Raw genomic sequence first — 22,307 nt, 5'->3', positions numbered from 1 at the left:
CCCGAGAGCCCCACAGGAGACGACTGCATGAAAGACCACGCCGTGAAAGACGCCCATCAGGACCTGCACAGCGAGCAGGGCGCCCGCAAGGGTGAACACCCCGGCCGCTGCACGAACCCCATCATCAAGGTCTACGACATCGCCTGGCTGGAATTCGAGAAGCCCGACCTCGACAGAGCCGAACTGTTCGCCCACGCCTTCGGATTTGCGACCACGCTGCGCACCCCCGACGAGCTGCACCTGCGCGGTGCCGATCCCGGCGCGCCCTGCGTCATCCTGCGTCGCGGACCCCACACCCGCTTCACTGCAGTAGCTTTCGCCGCTCAGGACGATGCCGACGTGCTGCGCCTGGCGCGGGCCACCGGCCGCACCGCAAGGGCGCTGCCCGACACCCTCGGCGGCCTCGCCGTCGAGCTGACCGACCCCAGCGGGGTACGGGTCCGGGTGGTCGCCGGCCTGCAGCCACTGGACAAGCTCCCCCAACAAAGCCCCCAGGTGTTCAACTGGGACCACCAACTGCAGCGGGTCAACACCACCCAACGCCCACCGCGCGAACCCACCACCGTCCAGCGCCTCGGGCACGTCGTCCTGCAAACCACCACCTACCTCACGACGCTCAACTGGTACCTCGACCACCTCGGCCTCATCGTCAGCGACTTTCAGTACTACCCCGACCAACGGGACCGCGGCCCGGTGATGAGCTTCATCCGCTGCGACCGCGGCACCACCCCCACCGATCACCACACCCTGGCCCTAGCCCTAGGACCCGTCAACCGCTACGTCCACTCCGCGTACCAGGTGTGCGACCTCGATGCCCTGGCCGCCGGCGGCGAATACCTCAAGGACAACGGCTATCACCGTTCCTGGGGCATCGGACGCCACGTGCAAGGCAGCCAGATCTTCGACTACTGGCGCGACCCCGACGGCTTCATGGTCGAACACTTCGCCGACGGCGACATGTTCGACAACACCCTGGATCCCGGATGGGCCGAGTTCACCGCCTCCGGCCTCGCTCAATGGGGCCCACCGGCGACCGCGGACTTCCTGGGCACCAACCCGCGCTCACTGCGAGACGAACTGCGCTACATCGCCCAAGCACTCTGCGAGGACAACGAATTCACCGTGCGGCGGCTGCGCGGGCTGATGAAAGCAGGCCGATCATGACCATCACGATCTTGCGGACCGCCGACGGGGTGATGGGACCAAAGCGGCAACGGCGCCGCGCCCGTCGACACCAGCGGCTGCGGCTGCGAGTCAACGGCGACATGATCAGACCCGGAGACGTCGTCACCGCCGAAGTCACCACGGACGACCGCGGCATCGATCTGGGCAGCCAGCGCACGATGATCACCGCGTCATGAGCACCGCCCGCGGCAAGACTGCGATCATCGCCGGCGGCGGCATCGGCGGCCTCACCGCCGCGCGCGGCCTGGCGGCGCGCGGCTGGCAGGTCACCGTCCTGGAACGCGCCAGTCAGATCGGAGAGGTCGGCGCCGGCATCCAGCTCGCCCCCAACAGCGTCAAGGTCCTCCGCGCGCTCGGCCTCTACGACGACCTGGCCGAGACTGCCTTCCGCCCCGAGGCACTGGAGATGCGCTACGGGCGCACCGGAAAACGCATCTTCCGCGTCGACCTTCAAGATGCCGCCGAAACACGCTGGGGCGCACCGTACTTGCACATCGTGCGCTACGACCTCATCGCCGCACTGGCGCGACCGGTACCCGGTGTCACCGTCCGTACCAGCTCACATGTGGAGTCCTACCGGCAGGACGAGCGCACCGTCACGGTGACCCTCGGCGACGGAGAAGAGCTCACCGCCGAGGTGTTAATCGGGGCCGACGGCATCCACTCCGCAGTACGCACCCAGATGCTCGGTCAGGAAGCACCCCGCTTCACCGGCAACGTGGCCTGGCGGGTCCTGGTACCCATCGACCGGCTCGGCGATCTGGCACCGCCACCCACGGCGTGCGTGTGGGTGGGCGACAAACGCCACGCAGTGACCTATCGCGTACGCTCCGGCACCTACGCCAACCTGGTCGGCGTCGTGGAACACACCAAGTGGGCCGACGAATCCTGGACCCAGCAAGGGACCCGCGAGGAAGCGCTCGCCGACTTCCGCGGATGGCACCCCACCATCACCACCCTCGTCGACCGCGCCGACGCCCACTACCGCTGGGCACTGTTCGACCGGGCACCTCTGCCACGATGGAGCGACGGACGCGTCGCACTGCTCGGCGACGCCTGCCACCCCATGCTGCCCTTCCAAGCCCAGGGCGCATCCATGGCCATCGAAGACGGCTGGGTACTGGCCGAGCAGCTCGATCGTCACGACGACCCAGCCGAGGCCCTCGCCGATTACACCCGACGACGGCTACCGCGCACCAGCAAGGTCCAAGCCGAAAGCCGTCGCAACGCCACCCGATTCCACCACGGCAGCACCCTGCACTACCGGCCGCTGCAACTCGCCGCCAAACTACGGCCTCACATGCTCACTGAGCGATTCGACTGGCTCTACCAGGCAGACGTCACCCGATGAACACCATCGCCTCGACTCAGAACCACCACGCAGGCGACACGGCGGCAAGCTGATGGCGGCCGTTCAGCTGTTGGTCTAGGGCAAGGACACCGCGGCGGTGTAGGCCAAGGACGCCGAACGTCTCAAGGACCTCGAACGTGAAAACGCCACCCCCAGGCGCCTTCTGGCCGATGCCGGTTTGGAGAAAGTCGCGCTCAAGGAGGATCGCCCGTTCGTCACCTCCGGCGACCTCCGCGCGCCAGAACGTACATGCACCCAGTGCAATTTTGCACTAAGTGCAAATTGCGGCTAGTGTGGGGCTCACGCCCCAGCGCACCGAAGGGAAAGCTCATTGGACGCCGTCGCCACGCCGGCCTTGCGTGAACGCAAGAAGGCAGCCACCTACGCGACGCTAAGAGAAGCCGCCGTGACGCTGTGCGCCGACGACGGCCTCGATGCGCTCACCATCGACGCAATCTGCCTGCGAGCCAACGTCTCTCGTCGCACGTTCTTCAACTACTTCCCCGAACGCGATGATGCGATCATCAGCTGGAGCCCGCAGGATCACACAGAGCTCGTCGAGATGATCCTGGGTCGACCACGGACGGAAGACCCCTTGACCGCCGTAGAGGCAGCCCTCGTGGACTTCGTGGACACCGCCACGACCACACCGCTGTGGCGCGCACGGATCGAATTGCTGAGGCGCCACCCGCGGCTACGAGAACGCTTCTCCTCCATGTCACGGCGAATGGAAACCTCCGTGGCCGACGCCGTCGCACAGCGGACCGGCCATAGTCAGAGCGATGTCGTCGTGACGATGCTCGCGGCCGCCGCGTTGGCAGCGGTGCGCACCACCTTGACACTGTGGTTCAGCAACCCAACAGCGGACGTCCGCGAACTCCTGCACGACCATCTGGAGGTCCTCCGGACCGGTTTCGCGGCGTCGTCCTTCGCCACGGGTGCTAACGCCGGTGGCCGACATCGGCCAGCTTGACAACAGCTTTGGGCGCCACCGCGCCCAGAAAGAGTTCACGCGTGGTCCCGCCGGCAAGGTGAGACCACTGATCGAATCGAAAGGACGACCTCGTGACCATCCTCGACCCCAAGAAACTGACCGCAGCCTCGGTCACCCGAACCCCGCTCGACACGGTGATGGCATACATCGCTGCCTACAACGAGGCCGACGACCAAGGCATGTGGGAATTGATGGCACCGGACTTCACCCGCGCCGGCGCATCGTCGAACTGGCAACGGATGGGTCGCGACATGTACCAGGACATGGTCCAACGCTGGAACAAGGGATTCGACGACACCAACTGGGAGCTCATCGACATCGCCGTCGACGGGGCGACCGTCGTATGCGAGTTCTACGAGACCGGAACCCTCAATCGGCCCTGGCCCATCACCGATGACCGCGTCGTCCAACCCAACGGCAAGACCTACCGCGCGCGAGCCACCGTGTGGTTCACCGTCAACCACGCCGGGCTCATCAACACCTACCGCTACTACACCGACAACGGATTCGAACAGGCCTACCGCGACGAGATCAAGGCAAGTGGCGTAGGCGATCTCAAGACGCCGGTCTAGACGTATGCGTCACAGGCCACTGGTGACCGGCACAGGCGGGAGACGTCGTTTCGCCGCCGTGCGCGGGGGCCCGGACTCAGATCCCGATCGGCAAGCACGCGACGGATCGATCGAGCGATTGCGCCACAGCGACTATCTGACAACCGAGTTGGACCATGAAACCGAGGTGCAGGTCATGCAGGTCTCCGCACCAGTCTTCGATGCCTACGGTGCGGTGACGGCCTCGCTGATGATGGCCCGCGACCTGCGCCTGTGTGACCCGGCCCGCTGCGATGTCGTGTCCCTTCGCCGCGCCACGTCAACTTCTACCGGGAGCGGCCACGGATGGGGAGGTCGTAGATGAGCCGACGTCTGTCGCTGCGCGCGCTGCGCCTGGATGCCGTTCAGACCCGCAAGCAGCGCCTGCTTGTAGCCGCGACTCGCCACGACATTGCCGCGGAAGGCCTGGTGTTGCCCGCCGACGGCATGGTGCCCAACGGCGACGCACCCGCGATTCACTACTTGGAGTGGCCGGGCCCGGTGCACACCCCCGAGATACTGATGTTGCACGGCGGAGGGCTACATGCTCACACCTTCGACCTGGTGGGCAACCTGCTTCGCCCATACGCGCGATGCATCGCGATGGATCTTCGAGGCCACGGCGACAGCGAATGGGCCGAGCGCGGCCAATACAGTGCCCAGGCCATCGCCGATGACGTCGACGCTGTCGTCGACGCGCTCAACTTGGAACGCGTCGTGGTCGTCGGTCACTCCTTGGGCGGAATCGGCGCGATGGCGTGGGCGGCGAGAAACCGGCCCGCAGCGGCCGGTCTGGCCGTGCTGGACGTCGCGCCCGCGGTCAACCGGACGGGTACGGGCTCGGTACACGCCTTGATCACGGCCAACCCGACGTTCGCCGATATGGACGAGGTCGACGATTTCCTCGCTCAGCGCTCACCGTCGAGGGTCGCCGGTGGCGACACCACCGCAGCCAACCTGCGCTGGAATGACCACGGGCGCTTGACCTTCAAATACGACACCGCGCAGTTCACGGAGATCGAGGTCCCGCTGGGTGACGACCTACGCGCCCTCGCCAGCCGGATTCGGTGCCCCACCACCGTGCTGCGCGGTGAGCGCAGCCCAATCCTGGGGATCGACGGTGCGATCGAGCTGGCCAGCCTCATCCCCGGTGCCACCTGGGCGCAAGTTCCCGACGCCGGGCACACGATTCAGTCCAGTAACCCCGCGGGCCTAGCCGCCGAGATCCTGCGCCTCCTCCGATGACCGGCATCGACCATTTCCGGGCAGCCCGCAGGCTGTCGCGGGGCCCTGGCTGCCATGACGTCGTACCTACGGCCCCGCGATGCAGTCGGTGTTGATCGGTGAGTGAACCCGACCGCCGCGAACGGTTCTCAGCGATGGCCGATGCCCTGGTCCTTCCCTTGATCGTCGCGCCGATGACCGGGGTGTCCAGCCTCGATCTGGTCTTGGCCGCATCGGCCTCAGGAGTGGCGGTGTCGTTCCCGACCCACAACTGCGGGTCGACCAACGAGCTGGATCGTTGGCTAACCGAATGCGGCGATGCCGCCGCGCGGGCGAGCATGCCCGCCGGCCCGGTGATGCCGAATCTCATCGTGCACACGACCAACGCCCGCCGCACCGAGGATCTGAATGTGCTTATTCGCCATCGTGTTCCGGCGGTGATTACCAGTGTCGGCTCACCGGCCGCAGTCGTGACACCGCTGCACGATGCGGGCATCCTGGTGCTTTCCGACGTGTCCTCGCTGCGCCATGTCCAACGTGCCATCGACGCGGGTGTCGACGGCCTAATCCTGCTAGCCGCCGGCGCAGGAGGCCAGACTGGCTGGGCCAATCCACTGGCGTTCATCCGGGCAACGCGCGCAGTCTGGGACGGCCCCCTGATCCTGGCCGGCGGCGTCGTCGACGGCGCATCGCTACTGGCGGCCAGAACCGCCGGCTGCGACCTCGGATACATGGGCACCAGGTTCATCGCGACGCACGAGAGCGCGGCATCGCCGCAATACCGTCGCGCCGTCGTCGAGGCAACCCTCGACGACATCGAACTGACCACCGCGCACACCGGCCTGTGGACCAACATGATCAAGGCACCCAAGAGAACACCCGCCCACGACGTCGTCGACGCATTCGGTGCCACTGTGTTACCCGACCTCGATGGCACCTCGGACAACACTGGCTTCTTTAGTGCCGGACACAGCGTTTCGGCGACCACCGCGACCAGTTCGACCCCGGAACTCGTGGAGCAGATCCGTCACGAATACGCCGAAGCCATAGCCACCACCCGAAAAGCACTCGGCGCCGCACGGTCGATCACCCGGTGAAAACCGCACAGCATGAGCTCCGGTGCCATGCCGGTCGAATCCACGAGTTGGGCAGGCACCACTCGCGCATTCTTCATACAAGAGAACCCATGCCGGTCCTACAGAAGGATGAAACCGTCCAGATCGACGATGCGCGAAACTGCATGTGCGAATCGTCGTATTGGGCCGACGGGCGTGCTGAACATTTGGCGAGGGTCAAAGGGGCGCAGTCCGTCGACGAGCACCGCCGTGATCACCTGGGCCAAGTGTCCGCTTCGATGGCGCCGTCGGGGCGTGGCGGGTGCCCAACCCGATGCTCTCCCATGATGAACCGGCCCGTAGTACTCGAGCGAGCAATCCACCCCCGCCAGCAACGTCAAGTTCGTGAACCTTTACCCGTCCAACGACATCGAGACGATCTCGCCCCGCCCGATACTGTTCGTCACCGGCGAACAGGCACATTCCCGCGAGTTCAGCGAAGACGCCTACCCCGTTCTTTCCGTGGGAGTCTGATCGAATCGTGGCGACCGGTTGTCCCACAGGGCATTTCGCTGGGCGGAGGGTCTGGGACTTCCCATCACCGCTGAAACCCTGGAGTACACCTGGGCAACTGATCAAGCACGCAGGTGGGCGTTCACGAAGTCGACGAGCACCGACCACCCGTCTCCGATCACCGGGGTGATCACCGGCGGTTCGCCGTTGCGGGAGTGCGCTCGCGTGGCGCTTTGGGCGGCGCCGAGATTCCACGGTGGAATGGCGTCCAGATGGTTCCCGCCGGACAACGTCACGAAGGTGACGTCTCGGCCTGCTGCCTGAAGCGCGGTGTACAGCGTAGTGCCCTGCGCGAACGGAACGTATTCGTCCTCGGTGCCGTGGACGATGAGAAACGGCGGCCCGTCAGGGGTGACGTGCAGAGCCGGGCTTGCCGCCGCCGCCCTGCCGGGGTGGGCACTGACCCGCCCGCCGATTAGCCGCCCTTCGGGGGACTCTGCAGCCTCGTGGCGCCCGTCGAACGAGTTCAGGCCCGCCCCACCGTCGGGACCGCGCACCGCCAACCGGTGCGCGGCGTCCGGCAGCGCCTGCCGGTCCATGTTCCCGATGTCGGTGGGTGACGACAGCGCAATGGCTGCCTGGACGGCACTGTCGCCGGAACCCTGGGTGCCGGCAACCGCCGCACTCCAGCCGCCCGAGGAATGGCCGACGTAGGCGAAGCGTCCGGCGTCGAGCCCATAGGTTGCGGCGTTGCGCCGTAGGAAGGACACCGCGTCGAGGGTGTCGTCCTGCTGGGCCGGAAACTGCGCCTGACCGCTTCCACGCACCGCCACCGCCGCCACCGCGTAGCCGTGCGGTCCGAACTGCCGGGCGAAAATGTCGCCTGCGATTCTGCCCGCCGGGGCGGTGAATCCGCTGCCCATCGTCCAAATAACTACGGGCACTGGCTCAGTCGCCTCAGGGAGGTAGAGGTCAAGCAGATGGCCGGACTTGTCTGCGTCGCCGTCGGACCCGCTGTACTGAATGTCCTCGATCGTTGACATGTTTGTCACGCGCCCAGCCTAGAACAGTTTGCGATGCGTGCGTCGGTCACCAATGCTCCGCGCCGGTGGCCGGCGCCGCTTCCGCGGAGTTCCCCGCGGAATGGTTGGCCGACCAACTCGCCAACAACACCAGACCGTCGGCAGAGGCGCTGCGGGCTCGGCGGTGTACGCGGTCAAGGCGAGCCCGGCATCGGCCGACAACGTCATGGTGTCGAAGGCCAGGTCGAGGGCGCCTACGACGGGATCATGGAAGTGCTTGCGTCTGGACCGGTGCAAGCGCACGTTGCCCGCTGCACACCGGATTCGGAATATCTCACTGGGCGTAAGGATCTCGCCGATGAGGTCCGACAGCGTCGGCCGAACGGCGCCTGGATGGGCTGTACCGCATAGGCGCAGAAGCACAAGGGCGATCCACTGCGACACCCTCTTTAGAGGGTTCAAGCGCCGGGCCTCGGCATGGCCCGCAACCGAACTGCCGCCCCTGCAGTACCCGCGTCTCATACCTGATGTCCAATGGCCGGTCACACTCCTCACCACTTGTCAGGTCAGGTCAGGTCAGGTCAGGTCAGGTCAGCTCACCTCACCGTCCGTCCGACTCATCATCACCTGTGGCTTCTCAAGTTTGGTGTCCACTTGAGATCCTCTTATCTGCGACGAAGCAACCGTGCTCACGCAATGTCCACACCAAGAATTCTCACTTTCATGTCCACCCGCTCGGAGACGCGAATTGACGCAGGGCCGCGATCTGCCTAAACAAACCAATGCCGCACAACGACTTTCGTCACGTCTGCATGTATCCCGCCTCCCGCCCGAGAGCTGCGCTGAGCGCAGCTACCATCTGGGCGATCACCAACTTCACCGCCGACAATGGTGCAACGGTGGTCATCCCCGGCAGACACAACTGGGATGACACCCGCAAACCCGCCCACACCGATGAGCACGTCAGTGTGGTGATGCCCGCCGGATCGGTCGTTTTCTTCCACTGCCCGGAGGTCGGATGGTGACGGGTTGCCACCCCAGACCGCCGAGGCGTCAAGGCTTCTGGTGAGCGCGCGACCGTGGGGTGCCGCCAGGTGCCGGGCGCGCCGTGGCGCACCCATCCCGGTGGGCGACGTGACGACGGCCAGTTCTCGGGTGAGTGCGGTGAGGACCCGCGGTACTGCGGGTGTCGCGCACGCGCAACTCTGCGGATGCGGGATTTAGGGGCGCTTGCGCCGCGCCTTGACCGGTCGCAGACGCAGACCCTCGATGAGAACGGTGGAGACCAGGTCGGCGTGCTTCTCGACGTCGGCGCCGTTGGCTGCGGTGGGCGAGGGCGAGCCCAGTGCCGCGGCGAGGGGTGCAAGGGTGAAGGGTGCCGCCCCACCGTGGGTAGCGAGGAAGAAGAAGGTGCTGTGCGGAATCCGCCGGATGGTGCCGTCGTCGGCGAGGTGGGCGAGCAGGCGGACGATCTGGGTCTGCGAGGGTGTGATGTAGCGCCTGAAGATGTAGTCGAGGCGCTCGGTGGATTGTCGCCCTTCGTAATTCATCAGGGCCAGCAGTTCCGGATGGGCGTGTGAGTAGACGAGGAACTGTCGCAACGCCAAGCGCAGCTGTTCCAGCGGTTCGGTGATGGTGGGGTCGAAGACGCTTTGCATGTAGCCGACCAGGCCGCCGAACCCGTGGTCGACCGCCGCGCGCCAGAGCCCCTCCTTGGTGCCGAAGCGCTGATGTAGAACGTTGTGACTGACACCGAGCTCACGGTTGATGGTCCGCAGTGAGGCACCGTCGTAGCCGAGCAGGGCGAATTGCCTTAGTGCCACGGCTAGGATCGTGTCCAGCGGCACGCCGTCGGAGGCCTTGGGTCGGCCGCGCCGCCGCTCCTGGGTCTCTCCGCTCACCACAGCCATCGCCCTAGTATGCATGAGATCGACCATTAATATATTGCTAGGCGTCCATTTGCTGAGGGAGGGTCGCCGAGATCCCAGGCCAAGGGTCTTGGCGATGATGTCGCGCTGGACTTCGCTGGTGCCGCCGACGTTGGTGGAGGCCAGGGCGGATCGGACGAGTTCCTCCATGCCGTATTCGGTGGCGTAGAGGTACCCGCCGAGCATCTGCATGCATTCCAGTGTGCTCAGCTTGGCCAATTCGGTTGCCTTGAGCTTGACCATCGACGCGGCTTGCAGCAGCAGCTGCCGGGGGTCTTTTCGACGCGTTGGACGACGTCGGAGGCCAGTAGTCGCGTGGCCTCCAGTTCGGTGGCCAGATCGGCGAGTCGGTGCGAGAGCGCTTGAAAGGAACCGATGAGAGTCCCGAACTGGTGGCGTTGGCCTACGTAGGCCAAGGCGTCGTCGAAGGCGCGTTGTGCCCCACCCAGGTAGAGCGCTCCGATGATGACGCGTTCGACGTTGAGGCCGGCCCTCGCCGGGGACAGCGCCTACCTCGACGATCACGGCGACCACACCCGTGCGACGGAGATACTCACATCGCTGTGGCTGCAATCGATCTGGCCGAGCGCAGGGAGTTGATGCACCACGGTTGGGGTCCAGGATTAAATGGTCACCTATCAATAAAAATGTTGCCGTGGCGCACCATAATTGCTAATGTGAGGCGGACATCACAGCCGAGGGCGGTCTCGCCTCTGGCGACCGCCAAGACGAGGTTGAACGACGATGATGCTGTTGCACAAAAGGATTCGTCACACCGGACCACGCTTGGGCGTGGACCTCTATGGTCGTGAGACATTGTCGAACCCTGTCAAGACCTACCGCCGGATCCGCGAGACCGGCGCCGCGGTATGGCTACCGAAGCATCAGATGTGGGCGGTCGGTCGCCACCGCGACGTCCGTCAAGCGCTGCGCGACGACGACACCTTCCGCAGCGGTCACGGCGTCGCCGCCAACAAGCTGACGAACGCACTCACCCAGGGCACCACGGTCGCCAGCGACGGCGACGAGCACGCCAACCGCCGGCGTGTCCTGCTGCACTCGCTCTCGGCCAAGGCCTTGGCCGACGTCGAGCCGACACTGCAGCAGGAAGCCTCGGGCCTGGTCGACCAACTCCTCAAGCGCGGCACCTTCGACGGCGTGTCGGATTTCGCCACCCACCTTCCGGTGCGCGTGGTCGCCGATCTCATCGGCGTCGACATCGACCACGGCCAGATGTTGCGTTGGGCCCGCGCCGGATTCAACGGATTGGGTCCACTGAATCGTCGTGGCCTGGCGGCGTTGCCGGACTCGCTGCGCTTCGTGCGATACGCCCGTGCACTACGGCCGGAGCACTTGTCTCCCGGTGGCTGGGCCGCGGCCATCATCGCCGCAGCCGACGACGGAATCCTCAGCGTGCAGGAAGCCAAGACCATGATGATCGGCATCATCAGCCCAAGCCTCGACACCACCATCCTGGCGTCGGCCCAGTTGCTGTGGAGCCTTGCCCGTACTCCCGGTGTCTGGGACGAATTGCGCGACAATCCCGACCTCGTACCGGCGGCCGCACTCGAGGCCGTGCGCCTGTCCTCACCCGTGCGGGGATTCACCCGAGTCGTCCACCGCGACGTCGAGATCGAAGATTCACAACTGCGAGCAGGCGACCGGGTCGTCCTGCTCTACGCCTCGGCCAACATGGACGAAACCCAGTACCAGAACCCCGAGGTGTTCTCGTTGCACCGCAAGGGAGCCAACCTCGGTTGGGGATTCGGCGCGCACGCCTGCGTCGGAATGCATCTGTCCAAGCTGGAGATGCACGCACTGCTGCGAGCCATGATCCCCGTCGTCGCCGACATCACGACCTCCGCCCCCGTGCCGCTCCTCAACAACACCCTGCAAGGTTTCGCGTCCTTCCGCGCCACCTTCGGCGCAGACCACCGCGGCAACTCACCGGCCAGACAAACGGGTCCCTCGCGGTGACGCCGAACGTGGCCGCCGAGCAGGCGTCGAGAATGGTGGCGCCCACGCTCCTCGATGAAGGACGCCATCATCGAAGACCCCCGCACCAGTGAACAGCACGACCCTCTGCGGCCCGAACGGCTCGCCTGGCTCCTGGCCGACACGATCAAAACCTCGGTCGCCAAACGCGCCATGTACGACACCTACGTGGAACTGGGTTGCCATCAATACCGCCGGGCCATCGCGGCCTCGATCAACACCGCTGTGCGCCATGGCGTCTTGAAACCGTTCGGACTGGCCGACGACGTCATTCGATGGCTCGACGCCGGCTGCGCGTCCAGTGGCTTGTCGACCACCGAGGCGGCGACGGCCGCCGGGTTGCCCCGGCCCACGGCTCATCGTCTCCAAACCACCCTGGACGGCGAAGGAATGGTCGACCGAAATGCGCACACCGGCCGCTGGTCACTTGGCCCCGAGCTGTATCTGCTGGGGGCCAGCGCGTCCAGTTTTCGTCTACGACTGTGCGCAGGGGTGCCCGGATGCCTGCGCACGCTTCGGGCGCCAACGATGTGAAACCAACTCTCCGGAGAACGCACCGCTGAGGTCTGGCGCGGATGCCAGTAGCCAGATGACCCGCGCCACCGACGTGAAGACGGGCGCGGTGTGAGCGCACACCCCCGCAACTGCAGGCGGGAATCGAAAGTGCATAGAAGCGGGATCGCGAGACGGCTGTACCACAGGGCCATTCACTATCGATGCCACGCGCCCTAGCCGTGCGCCGCGCATCACCGCTGATTGCAAGGTCCAGTCCGCTTCCAATCCTCGGCTCCATCAGGAATCCGTCCGACGTTCCACCTGACCGCAGATGCCCACGTTTGGTGCGCACACAGACAAGTTCGTACCCCACCTCCCGGCGCATAGTGGTCAACACCACACCTCCCGACTGTCGCCGGCCGGGCGGACTGACAACAGGAGTTCGGTGATGTCGAGTTTTAAAACGGACGTCGTGATCGTCGGCGGCGGTTTCGCCGGTATCACTGCGGCTCGCGAATTGACCCAGCGTGGCGCGTCGGTGATCCTCCTCGAGGCCCGTGACCGGCTCGGAGGTCGGACCTGGACCCGAGACAGTGACCTTGGCAAGTCTCTGGACTTCGGCGGAACGTGGGTTCACTGGAGCCAACCGCATGTGTGGGCCGAGATCGAGCGCTACGGACTTCCATTGGTCAACAGCCCTAGCCCCGACACGGCCCTGTGGCAGAGCGGCGGTCAGGTCAAGCGCGGCACCGCCGAGGAGATGTTCGCCCTGCTGGACCCGGGCATGACGGCAGTTCTGGCCGACTCGGCAGCGTTGTTCCCCAATCCCTATCGGATCCATCCGGTGTCCGACCAGGTCAAAGGAATTGATGACATCACGGTCGCTGAGAGGATCAACGAACTCGGTCTCGACGACGACCAACAGGCACTCGTCGAGGGCATGTGGGCGCTGAACTTCAACGGGCGACCAGAGGTGTCGGCCTACAGCCAGGGTTTGCGCTGGTGCGCGCTGACCGGCGGCAACTGGCACCTCCTGTTCGAGGCGTGTGCGAGTTTTAAGCTGGCCGACGGGACGAAGGCGCTGCTGGAGGCCATCGCGGCACAGACCAACGCCGACATCCGGCTCAATGCCCGCGTCCGCGGCATATCCTCCGGCGCAGACGGAGCACGGGTCGAGCTGACCACCGGCGAGGTCGTCACCGCCCGACAGGTGATCGTCACGTTGCCGCTCAACATTCTGAACAGCATCGACTTCACCCCCGCACTGCCGTCGGACCTGACGGCAGTCGCCACGGAAGGCCAGGCCTCCACCGGCTGCAAGGTCTGGGTGCGCGTCAAGGGGTCCATCGGTCACGTCGCCGCCCTGGGCCCCAGCTCGTGTCCACTGAACTTCTTCCAATACGAGTACGACGTCGACGGCGACAGTTTGATCGTTGCGTTCGGCCCCGACGCGCACGCGATCGACGTCACCGACCGCTCGGCCGTCGAAGCCGCACTGCAACAGTGGATTCCCGACATCGAGGTGCTGGCGATCGACGCCCATGACTGGGTAGCCGACGAGCTGGCGCGGCAGACCTGGCCGATGTTGCGCCCCAACCAGCTCGAGGCGGTTCAGACCGCGGCGCACAATGCATTCGGCCGCGTACGACTGGCCGGCAGCGACTACGCCGAAGGGTGGGCCGGCTTCATCGACGGGGCCATCGAAAGCGGCAAGAGGATCGCCGTCTGCACGCTGGCTGACCTGCACCCCTAATTGCACATCACAGACCGGAAGAGGAAGACATGTCCTACTGCGCGGAGATCGTCACCTACTCCATCGCGGCCGAGGAGGCCGAGTACCTTCGGCTGCGCGCGGCCGCGATCCAAGAAGTCAAGGCAGCTCACCCGGACCTGCTCGCAGTTCCGTTCTGCGGCAAGCGAAGCGACGGATCATGGGCCGATGTTTGGATCTACCGCACGGCCGAAGCGGCCGACGCCGCCAACGACGACGCCCCGAACCTCCCCCACTTCATGGCGATGTTCGCCGCACTGCGCGACGTGTCGATCGATGCCTTGGATTTCCCCGAGGGTGCAGTGAGCCCACTCGACGACGGCCTATGACGACTGATCGCTAACAGATTCCGGGGAGAGATACTCACCGAACCGTAGATCTCAGCACGTTAGCAACTACAACGAGCCGTTGCGCGACAGCGGTTTTCACAGAGAAGAATCTAGGAGACGACGATGACCCCGGCAGTGTCAGCACATCCCTTGGCGGCGGTGACTGCTTATGAAATCGAATGCGTCCGAGCACTCCTGGCCGACACGGGCCGAGTGCGGGGGTCCACCCGTTTCGTCTACGTCGGCCTCGTGGAACCCGCCCACGGCGAGGAGGCCTTCGATCGCCGGTTCCGGGTGCTGCTCCACGACGTCGCGGGAGCGCCGCCGCTGGACGTCGTCGTCTCCGTCACCCGGGGCGTCGTCGACTCCGTGCGAGAACTCGACCAAAGCGTCGATGGCCAACTTCCCGTCCTGGACGAGGAATTCGAACTCGTCGAGCAGGTCCTGTCCACCGACCCCGAGTGGCTAGCGGCGTTGGCCGCCCGCGACTTGGACGTCGCCCAGGTGCGGGTGGCACCGCTGTCGGCAGGGGTGTTCGAGTACCCCGAGGAGATGGGCCGACGCATTCTGCGAGGGCTGGCCTTCGTGCAGGACCATCCCGAAGACCATGCCTGGGCGCATCCCGTCGACGGGCTCGTCGCCTACGTCGACGTGGTGAACAAGACCGTCGACCAGGTGATCGACCTGGGCGCGGTGCCCATCCCCACCACGTCGGGAAACTTCACCGACACATCGGTGTTCGGACCACTACGGACCAGTCAGAAGGAAATCCGCATCACCCAGCCCGACGGGCCGAGCTTCACCATGGTCGACAACTACGTCGAATGGGAGAAGTGGTCCCTGAGAGTCGGTTTCGACGCCCGAGAAGGTCTGTTCCTTCAGAAGGTCGGGTTCCTCGACAACGGTAGGGTGCGGCCGATCATCGCTCGGGCGTCGATCGCGGAGATGGTGGTGCCCTACGGCGACCCGTCACCGGTGCGCTCATGGCAGAACTACTTCGACACCGGGGAATACCTGGTCGGACGATTCGCCAACTCCCTGGAGCTCGGCTGTGACTGCGTAGGTGACATCACCTATCTCGACGCCGTGCTGTCCGACGAGTTCGGCAACCCCAAGATCATCCCCAACGCCGTCTGCATCCACGAAGAGGACTTTGGGATCCTGTGGAAGCACACCGACCTGTGGGCCGGAACCTCCGAGACACGACGGCAACGCCGCCTGGTCATCTCGTTCTTCACCACCGTCGGCAACTACGACTACGGCTTCTACTGGTACCTCTACCTCGACGGCACCATCGGCTTCGAAGCCAAGGCCACCGGCATCGTGTTCACCTCCGCCTACCCGGGCAAGGACTACCCCTACGCCTCGGAGATCGCCCCCGGCCTAGGCGCGCCCTACCACCAGCATCTGTTCAGCGCCCGCCTCGACATGGAGGTCGACGGACTCACCAACACCGTCGACGAGGTCGAAGTGCTCCGTGTGCCGATGGGCCCGGGAAACGAACGCGGAAACGCGTTCACGACCTCACGGACCACACTGAGAACCGAATCGCAGGGCCAACGCCTCGCCGAGCCGGCACGGGGACGTGCGTGGCACGTGTCCAATTCGACCTCACACAATTATCTCGGCAACCCCGTCGCCTACGCCTTGCACCCCGAAGGCAACCCGGTCCTGCTCGCCGACGACGACGCACCCATCCGCAAGCGCGCCATGTTCGCCACCAAGCATCTGTGGGTGACCGCGTACGACCATGACGAGCGGTACTCGGCAGGCGATTTCGTCAATCAGCATGCCGGGAACTCCGGACTGCCGGCCTTCGTCGCCGATGACGCCAACATCGAGAACACCGACCTCGTCATCTGGCACACCTTCGGGCTCACCCACTTCCCGCGCCCCGAAGATTGGCCCATCATGCCGGTGGACTACACCGGCTTCGAGCTGAAACCCTACGGATTCTTCGACCGCAACCCCGCCCTCGACGTCCCGCCCTCGGCCACGCACTGCCACACCACCGGCGACCCTGCCCGCCTCGACTAAGCCTCGACGTCGTCGAGTCCATGGCGGGGGCGGCGGTGCCGATTCTCCGCGATCGCACTTGGGACGAGCTGTTCACAGTCGGTTGGGATGCCTAGGAGAACACGATCACAGCCCCGGTTGCCAGGATCGTGTCCGGGACGCGTCCACGAGGAGCGTCACACTGTCGCATGCCGTGGTCATACTGGAGAACAACCTTCCGGAGAGCCAGACTCTCTGGGTCCTGGCAACGAGGGTGGGTGATCGAGGGTGGCCGGATCGACGCGTATTCAGCCGTTCGTAGGGCCGCTCATCCTCGACGCCGTGGCCGCCCCTGCGGGCGGGTATGCGCTCAACCGGCTCACCGGGGACCAGCCCTCGCCGTGGTGGTGGGCACTTGTCGCAGGTTGCGTCGTGGTCGTGGTGGCATCGGGTGTGTGGGCGTGGTTAATCGAACGGCGTCACTCCGAATCAGTCGTGCCCCCGGATGCTCCCGCGGCCAGTGGTTCGGTCAGCGGTGAAACCGTGGCCACCTCAGCAGATAGCGGCGACACGTCGATCGCCAGCGGCGGCGTCTCGATCTCGGCGAAGAACCATTCGTTCGCCGCCTGGAACGTGACGGGACCAGTCACCCTTGGTGGTTCGCCGCCACCGAGTACAGGTGAGAGCGATTCCCCTGCGCACGACGACCGCTGACCGATGGGCACCGAGGACGACGGCGCATCGCGCGATGAACGCGGCGTCCGCATAGAGATCAGGGCCGACAACAACTCCAACGCCATCGGCAGCGTCGAGCACCTCACCATGACGACTCCTCGCGCCGTCGCGATCGGCAGTGTCGGGAACCTGAATGTCGTTGTGCCGCCGCCACCGAAAGCCACGACCTCAGTCCTGCCGCTAGCGGCCATGCAGTCCTCCGCGTCGACGTTCGTGGGCCGCAAGGAACAGATCACGACCTTGTCCGGCTACCTCCTCGACGAGCCCACGCTCAGCGGACGAGCCGCCGCCATCGTGATCGGTGCTCCCGGGGTCGGAAAGACTGCGCTCGTCCGGCACGTAGCAAGTAGCGCCGTCAGCCAAAAACCTTTCACCGAAGCGCTTTTCGCAGACCTCCATGGATACGACGCCGCCACCGACCGAGTGCAGGCCACCGAGATGTACGGGCCGCTGCTGCAGGGGCTGGGAGTTCCCGGCGCACAGATACCCGATTCGGTGTCGGCGCGCTCGCGGCTCTATCACGAGGTCCTCGACCATCGTGCAGCTGCCGGACAGGCAGTCCTGATCTGGTTGGACAACGTCAGCAACCGAGCACAGATCAACGGCCTGATCCCCGCCAGCCCCCTACACCGGACGGTGGTGACCACTCGCGACACCTTCCCCCACGACGCCAGCCACCTCCCCATCGCACTCGACCTCCTCCCGATCGCCGACGCCGTCGACCTGCTCCGGCAAGAGACCCACGTCGGCGGTGATCTCCGAGTCGACTCAGATCCTGAGGCGAGCGCGCGTTTGGCCGAGCTGTGTGACCGCCTACCACTGGCGCTGCAGATCATCGCCTCGTTGATCGTGGACGAACCCTCGCGCCCGATAAGGGAATTCGAGGCGGAGCTCCGAGCCGAAGAACATCGCTTGGACGCACTCCACTACGACGAGCGCCTCTCCGTGAGAGCAGCATTGGCGCTGTCGTACAACCGCCTACCGGACCACCTGCAACGACTGTTCAGGTTGTTGTCCCAAGTTCCCGGTGGCGACGTGGGCTTCGACGCGGCACGTTGGCTCATCGATGCCGACGCGGGCACGATCCGCCCGCAGCTGATGGCCTTGGTACGTGCACATCTCGTAGAACAGCACGTGGCGAACCGGTGGAGCATGCACGACCTGGTGCGAATCTTCGCCAGTGAAATGGCCGGCCACGATCCAGAAGACGCCGATCGCGCGTTGAAGAACCTGATCCACAAGTACGGCGTTGCGGTCATGATGGCGTTTGAGTGGCTCACCGCGGTGGCGTCGGAGACCACTCGTCAGGTGTTCACAACCCCGGCCAAGGCAGCGGCGTGGTTCGACGCTGAACGCACAACGGCGATTTCGATCGTCTCCGCCATCGCCGACCGGGACGGCTACGAAACGTTCCTGCTGGAATTCGGGGTCCCTCTCGGCGACCTGCTGAACAGTCAAGCTCACTGGCGGGAAGACTTCTACGAAGTCGCCGCCATTACAGCCTCGGTGGCAGCCCGCGTCCCGCCGCAGCACGCCGCAGCCAGTGCGCTCAGCAATCTGGGCACCGCACTTCGCATGCAGCGCAAGTACGACGCCTCCCACAGGTTGTTCGCGGAGGCCGTGACAATGTACGAACACCTCGGCGACCTCGATCGAGCCAGCGGCGCGCGCAGCAACATCGGCAATCTCCTTCAGCAACAAGGGCGCCTGGACGACGCGATCGCGATCTACCGCAAGGATCTACGGCAGTGCCCGCCGGCGACGCACCCGTACCCCGCGGCGGGAACCCTGACCAACCTCGGTGCGGTCCTGGTCAAAGCGCGCCGCCCCGGTGAGGGGGTCACGCAACTCCTCCACGCTGTGCGTTTGCGGCGCACTCTAGGTGGCCTACCAGGCCTTGCGCTGACGCTCCGCAATCTCGGTGCGGCCTACATTGCGCTGTCGGAGACCACTGGGGACACCGGGGCCGCCCGAAAGGCAGTCGACGCACTCACCGAAGCCCGTCAGATCAGCATCTCCATGCTGGACGCACAGGGACACGCAGAGGCTGCGAACAACCTGGCCGTTGCCCTGTGCTCACTGCGGGAATTCGAGAACGGCATCGCCCTCTTCGACGAAGCGTTGGCGTACTTCGACCAGACCGGCCAAGTCGACCAGGCCACCCAAACGCGGTGGCACCGAGACTGGGCGCGGCAAGCCTCCGGCCTGCAGTAAAGACGAGCCCGTAACACCCCCGCCACGACAGGCTTGGAGTCGACCGGATGCACCGTGGAGCCTCAGCTCCCCATAGATGCACACCCGGCGTGTGTTCGCCGGTGGTCGGTGGCCGCGCGAGGGCGGTGGACCTCGACGGTCAGCCGTGACGGCCCGATGTAGAGGTCGACGACGAACCGCCACCTCCGAGGAGGTGGCGTCACACGCCGTCGAGGCATTCGGTGAGTCGGTCGAGGAGGATCTCGGCGTGCTCGGTCCCAAAGGGCATGGGCGGGCGGATCTTCAGCATGCTGTTGAACTTACCGATCCGGCTGATCAACACCCGGCGGGCGACCATGCCCTCCACGATCTGCTTGGCCAATTCGGGTGCGGGCTTCCCGGTTTCGGGGTTGAGGAACTCCAGCCCGTGGAACATGCCGCTCCCCTTCGCCGCGCCGAGGAAGTCGTAGGAATCGGCCAGTCGCGTCAGCTCGCGGTGCATCAGCTGCCCACACGCATGTGCGGTCTGTACGAGGTCTTCGCTCTCGATCACCTCCAGCACCGCCAGCCCGGCGGCGGCCGAGACGGGGTTGCCGGCGAAGGTGTTGAAGTAGGTGTTCTGGCTGCCAAACTCCTCGAGCAGCGCGGCGGTGGTGACCACTCCACCCATGGGGTGCCCGTTGCCCATCGGCTTTCCCAGCACCACCAAGTCTGGTGTCAGACCGTGCATCTGGTGGCCCCACATGTGTGTGCCGACCCTGCCGAAGCCTGATTGCACCTCGTCGGAGATGACCAATCCGCCCGCGGCGCGGACCCGGGCGGCGACGCCTTCGATGTAGCGGCGGGGAAGCCGGGGCAGCCCTTCGGTGGAGAACAGCGGGTCGAACAGCAGCGCGCTGACGCCGTGTCCGTGGTCCTGCAGCGAGGTGATCGCGGCGTCCACGGAGGCCAAGGCCTCGGCGAGCACGGCGTCTTCGGATCCGTCGACGTGGTCGAGGTCCGGAGCGGTGATCGTGCGGACGTAGGCACCCAGGGGTTCGCGGACTGTCAGGCCGGTGGTCAGCTCGGCGACACTGGTGGTGTTGCCGTGATAGTTGAAGTCCGACACCAGGACCCCGGTGTTGCCGGTGTGCTGGCGCGCGACGCGCAAGGCAAGTTCGTTGGCTTCGGAGCCGCTGTTGGTGAGGAACATCCGCTCCAGTGGCTGGTCGAAGGTGGCCAGAAGCTGTTCGGCGTAGTCGAGCACGCGGTCGTTGAGGTAGCGGGTGTGGATGTTGAGTCGCTGCAGCTGGTCGTAGACGGCGCCGGTGACGTGGGGGTGGCAGTGCCCGACGTGGGGGACGTTGTTGTACCCGTCCAGGTAGACGTTGCCGTTGACGTCGGTGAGATGCACTCCCGAGGCGGACTCCATGGCCAGCGGCGTGTCGTAGAACAGCGGTGAGTGCTGTCCCAAGGTCGTCGCTCGCCGGCGCAGGAGGGCGGTGGCCGTGGTCACCGTCGCCGCCGCGTCGGTTACCGGGCTCGATGTCGTGGTCACGGACTTCCTCCTAGTTCAGCGATGTCAGCTTAACCGTACGGGATGTGCACGGCCTGTGTAAATAGTTAACGATGCGTTCAGGATGAGTGATCTGGTCGACGAGACCAGGGTGGCCGGTCCCCCTCCGGCGCACCCGCGAGCAGGTGGCGACGGCGGGGTGCCGCTCACCAGATCACCACCGATCGCAGCACCTCACCGGCATGCATCCGGTGGAAGGCGGATTCGACGTCGTCGAGGCCGATGCGTTCGGTGACGAACCGCTCCAACGGCAGTCGGCCCTGGGCGTAGAGGTCCACCAGCATCGGGAAGTCCCGTTCGGGGACGCAGTCGCCGTACCACGACGACTTCAACGATCCACCGCGAGAGAAGAAGTCGACCAGCGGCATGTCGAGAGTCATCTTCGGCGTCGGCACCCCCACGAGCACGACCGTGCCGGCCAGATCCCGGGCGTAGAAGGCCTGCTTCCACGTCTCTGGACGCCCGACGGCGTCGATCACCACGTCGGCGCCGAAGCCGCCGGTCAGCTCCCGCACGGCCTCCACGGTGTCGACGTCCAGGGCGTTGACGGTGTGGGTGGCTCCGAAGTCGCAGGCCCACTCCAGCTTTCGGGGATCCTGGTCCACGGCAATGATGGTGCCCGCGCCGGCGAGTCGGGCACCCATGATCGCGGCGTCGCCGACGCCACCACATCCGATGACGGCGACGGAGTCACCGCGCGAGACGTTGCCCGTGTTGACCGCGGCGCCGAGGCCGGCCATCACACCGCAGCCGAGCAGGCCGACGACGGCGGGATCGGCGGTCGGGTCGACCTTCGTGCATTGACCGGCGTGGACGAGGGTCTTGTCGGCGAAGGCGCCGATGCCCAGCGCCGGGGTCAGCGGCGTTCCGTCGGCGAGCGTCATCGGTTGGGTGGCGTTGAACGTGTCGAAACAGTATTGGGGCCTGCCGCGGCGGCACGCCCGGCACCGTCCGCACACGGCCCGCCAGTTGAGCACCACGAAGTCGCCCACCGCGACCGACTCGACGCCAGGTCCGATGCTCTCCACCACGCCGGCCGCCTCGTGGCCCAGCAGGAACGGGAAGTCGTCGTTGATGCCGCCGTCGCGGTAGGTCAGGTCGGTATGGCAGACCCCGCACGCCTGAACGTCGACGACGACCTCACCGGGACCGGGGTCGGGGATGGTGATCGTGGTGAGTTCCACCGCGGCGCCTCGCGATCGGGCGATGACACCTCGTACGTGCTGCGGCATGACTTCCTTTCAGATGGTGAAACGTCGGTGCGGATAGGCGCCCACCACGTGGGCGCAGTGAGGCGAAAATCGTTGGTGCCCGACACTGTCGACTCGACGACGCGACGCGGACCGAGGCGGTGCGGCGGCAGGTCATTGACGGTTC

21 protein-coding genes and 2 pseudogenes are annotated in these 22,307 nt (G+C 65.6%); 16 read left to right on the top strand and 7 right to left on the bottom strand.

Annotated elements, in window-relative coordinates; all coding sequences use genetic code 11:
- Positions 1-27: 27 nt before the first annotated feature.
- The 9 genes and pseudogenes from ASD37_RS30485 (at position 28) to ASD37_RS32590 (ending at position 6,933) form a co-directional block, all read left to right on the top strand.
- Positions 28-1,164 carry a VOC family protein gene (locus ASD37_RS30485; RefSeq protein ID WP_056561005.1) on the top strand — a complete coding sequence of 379 codons (1,137 nt, stop codon included), beginning with the start codon at positions 28-30 and terminating at the stop codon, positions 1,162-1,164.
- A complete protein-coding gene (locus ASD37_RS30480; RefSeq protein ID WP_056561001.1) occupies positions 1,161-1,361 on the top strand; it encodes a hypothetical protein in 201 nt (66 codons plus the stop codon). The genes ASD37_RS30485 and ASD37_RS30480 overlap by 4 nt, the downstream gene beginning before the upstream one ends.
- A complete protein-coding gene (locus tag ASD37_RS30475; protein WP_056560998.1) occupies positions 1,358-2,536 on the top strand; it encodes an FAD-dependent monooxygenase in 1,179 nt (392 codons plus the stop codon). The genes ASD37_RS30480 and ASD37_RS30475 overlap by 4 nt, the downstream gene beginning before the upstream one ends.
- 112 nt (positions 2,537-2,648) lie before the next feature.
- Positions 2,649-2,783, top strand: a pseudogene (locus ASD37_RS32815) (IS3 family transposase); the annotation flags it as partial.
- Between the two features lie 84 nt (positions 2,784-2,867).
- Positions 2,868-3,509 (top strand): TetR family transcriptional regulator, encoded by a 642-nt coding sequence (locus tag ASD37_RS30470; RefSeq protein ID WP_056560995.1) that lies wholly within the window; start codon positions 2,868-2,870, stop codon positions 3,507-3,509.
- A 92-nt stretch (positions 3,510-3,601) separates the two neighbouring features.
- Complete coding sequence (locus tag ASD37_RS30465; protein WP_056560992.1) at positions 3,602-4,102, top strand: nuclear transport factor 2 family protein; 501 nt, start codon at positions 3,602-3,604, stop codon at positions 4,100-4,102.
- A gap of 339 nt (positions 4,103-4,441) precedes the next feature.
- Positions 4,442-5,365 carry an alpha/beta fold hydrolase gene (locus ASD37_RS30455; protein ID WP_056560986.1) on the top strand — a complete coding sequence of 308 codons (924 nt, stop codon included), beginning with the start codon at positions 4,442-4,444 and terminating at the stop codon, positions 5,363-5,365.
- 98 nt (positions 5,366-5,463) lie between these two features.
- On the top strand, positions 5,464-6,441 hold the full coding sequence (locus tag ASD37_RS30450; RefSeq protein ID WP_235568602.1) for a nitronate monooxygenase family protein: 978 nt from the start codon (positions 5,464-5,466) through the stop codon (positions 6,439-6,441).
- 363 nt (positions 6,442-6,804) lie between these two features.
- Entirely contained in the window at positions 6,805-6,933 is a 129-nt protein-coding gene (locus ASD37_RS32590) for a hypothetical protein (protein WP_255354959.1), read from the top strand.
- Between the two features lie 101 nt (positions 6,934-7,034).
- On the opposite strand, the gene ASD37_RS30445 is transcribed toward ASD37_RS32590, so the two are convergent.
- Positions 7,035-7,955: a prolyl oligopeptidase family serine peptidase gene (locus tag ASD37_RS30445; RefSeq protein WP_235568608.1), complete on the bottom strand. Its 921-nt coding sequence runs from the start codon at positions 7,953-7,955 to the stop codon at positions 7,035-7,037.
- A gap of 18 nt (positions 7,956-7,973) precedes the next feature.
- Positions 7,974-8,456, bottom strand: coding sequence for a hypothetical protein (locus tag ASD37_RS32810; protein ID WP_370073107.1), 483 nt, complete (start codon positions 8,454-8,456; stop codon positions 7,974-7,976).
- Positions 8,457-8,716: 260 nt separating this feature from the next.
- Here ASD37_RS32810 and ASD37_RS30440 point away from each other — a divergent pair.
- Positions 8,717-8,935 (top strand): annotated as a pseudogene (locus ASD37_RS30440) (phytanoyl-CoA dioxygenase family protein); the annotation flags it as partial.
- 219 nt (positions 8,936-9,154) lie between these two features.
- Here the strand turns inward: ASD37_RS30440 and ASD37_RS32470 are convergent.
- Positions 9,155-10,105, bottom strand: coding sequence for a TetR/AcrR family transcriptional regulator (locus ASD37_RS32470; RefSeq protein WP_056560976.1), 951 nt, complete (start codon positions 10,103-10,105; stop codon positions 9,155-9,157).
- The gene (locus ASD37_RS31265) at positions 10,069-10,311 is read right to left on the bottom strand and encodes an acyl-CoA dehydrogenase family protein (protein ID WP_255354960.1); all 243 of its coding nucleotides are present in this window, start codon (positions 10,309-10,311) and stop codon (positions 10,069-10,071) included. Before ASD37_RS31265 ends, ASD37_RS32470 begins: the two co-directional genes overlap by 37 nt.
- A 367-nt stretch (positions 10,312-10,678) precedes the next feature.
- Between ASD37_RS31265 and ASD37_RS30430 the strand changes: the two genes are divergently transcribed.
- The 5 genes from ASD37_RS30430 (at position 10,679) to ASD37_RS30410 (ending at position 16,489) form a co-directional block, all read left to right on the top strand.
- Positions 10,679-11,839, top strand: coding sequence for a cytochrome P450 (locus ASD37_RS30430; RefSeq protein WP_235568601.1), 1,161 nt, complete (start codon positions 10,679-10,681; stop codon positions 11,837-11,839).
- Positions 11,840-11,893: 54 nt separating this feature from the next.
- Entirely contained in the window at positions 11,894-12,391 is a 498-nt protein-coding gene (locus ASD37_RS32805) for a helix-turn-helix domain-containing protein (RefSeq protein WP_056560973.1), read from the top strand.
- Positions 12,392-12,800: 409 nt separating this feature from the next.
- Positions 12,801-14,105: an NAD(P)/FAD-dependent oxidoreductase gene (locus ASD37_RS30420; protein ID WP_056560970.1), complete on the top strand. Its 1,305-nt coding sequence runs from the start codon at positions 12,801-12,803 to the stop codon at positions 14,103-14,105.
- A gap of 29 nt (positions 14,106-14,134) precedes the next feature.
- Complete coding sequence (locus ASD37_RS30415) at positions 14,135-14,452, top strand: hypothetical protein (protein WP_056560967.1); 318 nt, start codon at positions 14,135-14,137, stop codon at positions 14,450-14,452.
- Between the two features lie 123 nt (positions 14,453-14,575).
- A complete protein-coding gene (locus ASD37_RS30410; RefSeq protein ID WP_056560964.1) occupies positions 14,576-16,489 on the top strand; it encodes a primary-amine oxidase in 1,914 nt (637 codons plus the stop codon).
- 437 nt (positions 16,490-16,926) lie between these two features.
- Here the strand turns inward: ASD37_RS30410 and ASD37_RS31770 are convergent, their stop codons facing one another.
- A complete protein-coding gene (locus tag ASD37_RS31770) occupies positions 16,927-17,097 on the bottom strand; it encodes a hypothetical protein (RefSeq protein WP_156721185.1) in 171 nt (56 codons plus the stop codon).
- Between the two features lie 67 nt (positions 17,098-17,164).
- On the opposite strand from ASD37_RS31770, the gene ASD37_RS30405 reads away from it, so the two are divergent.
- Positions 17,165-19,396, top strand: a complete 2,232-nt coding sequence (locus ASD37_RS30405) for a tetratricopeptide repeat protein (RefSeq protein ID WP_056560961.1) — start codon at positions 17,165-17,167, stop codon at positions 19,394-19,396.
- 199 nt (positions 19,397-19,595) lie between these two features.
- On the opposite strand, the gene ASD37_RS30400 is transcribed toward ASD37_RS30405, so the two are convergent.
- Positions 19,596-20,912, bottom strand: a complete 1,317-nt coding sequence (locus ASD37_RS30400; protein ID WP_200960039.1) for an aspartate aminotransferase family protein — start codon at positions 20,910-20,912, stop codon at positions 19,596-19,598.
- Positions 20,913-21,076: 164 nt separating this feature from the next.
- Positions 21,077-22,162 carry an S-(hydroxymethyl)mycothiol dehydrogenase gene (locus ASD37_RS30395; RefSeq protein WP_056560955.1) on the bottom strand — a complete coding sequence of 362 codons (1,086 nt, stop codon included), beginning with the start codon at positions 22,160-22,162 and terminating at the stop codon, positions 21,077-21,079.
- Positions 22,163-22,307: the final 145 nt, after the last annotated feature.

It is taken from the genome of Mycobacterium sp. Root135 (assembly GCF_001426545.1).
Taxonomy (GTDB): domain Bacteria; phylum Actinomycetota; class Actinomycetes; order Mycobacteriales; family Mycobacteriaceae; genus Mycobacterium.
The sequence above is the reverse complement of the archived record's forward strand: the minus strand, read 5'-3'. Positions and strand labels throughout refer to the sequence as shown.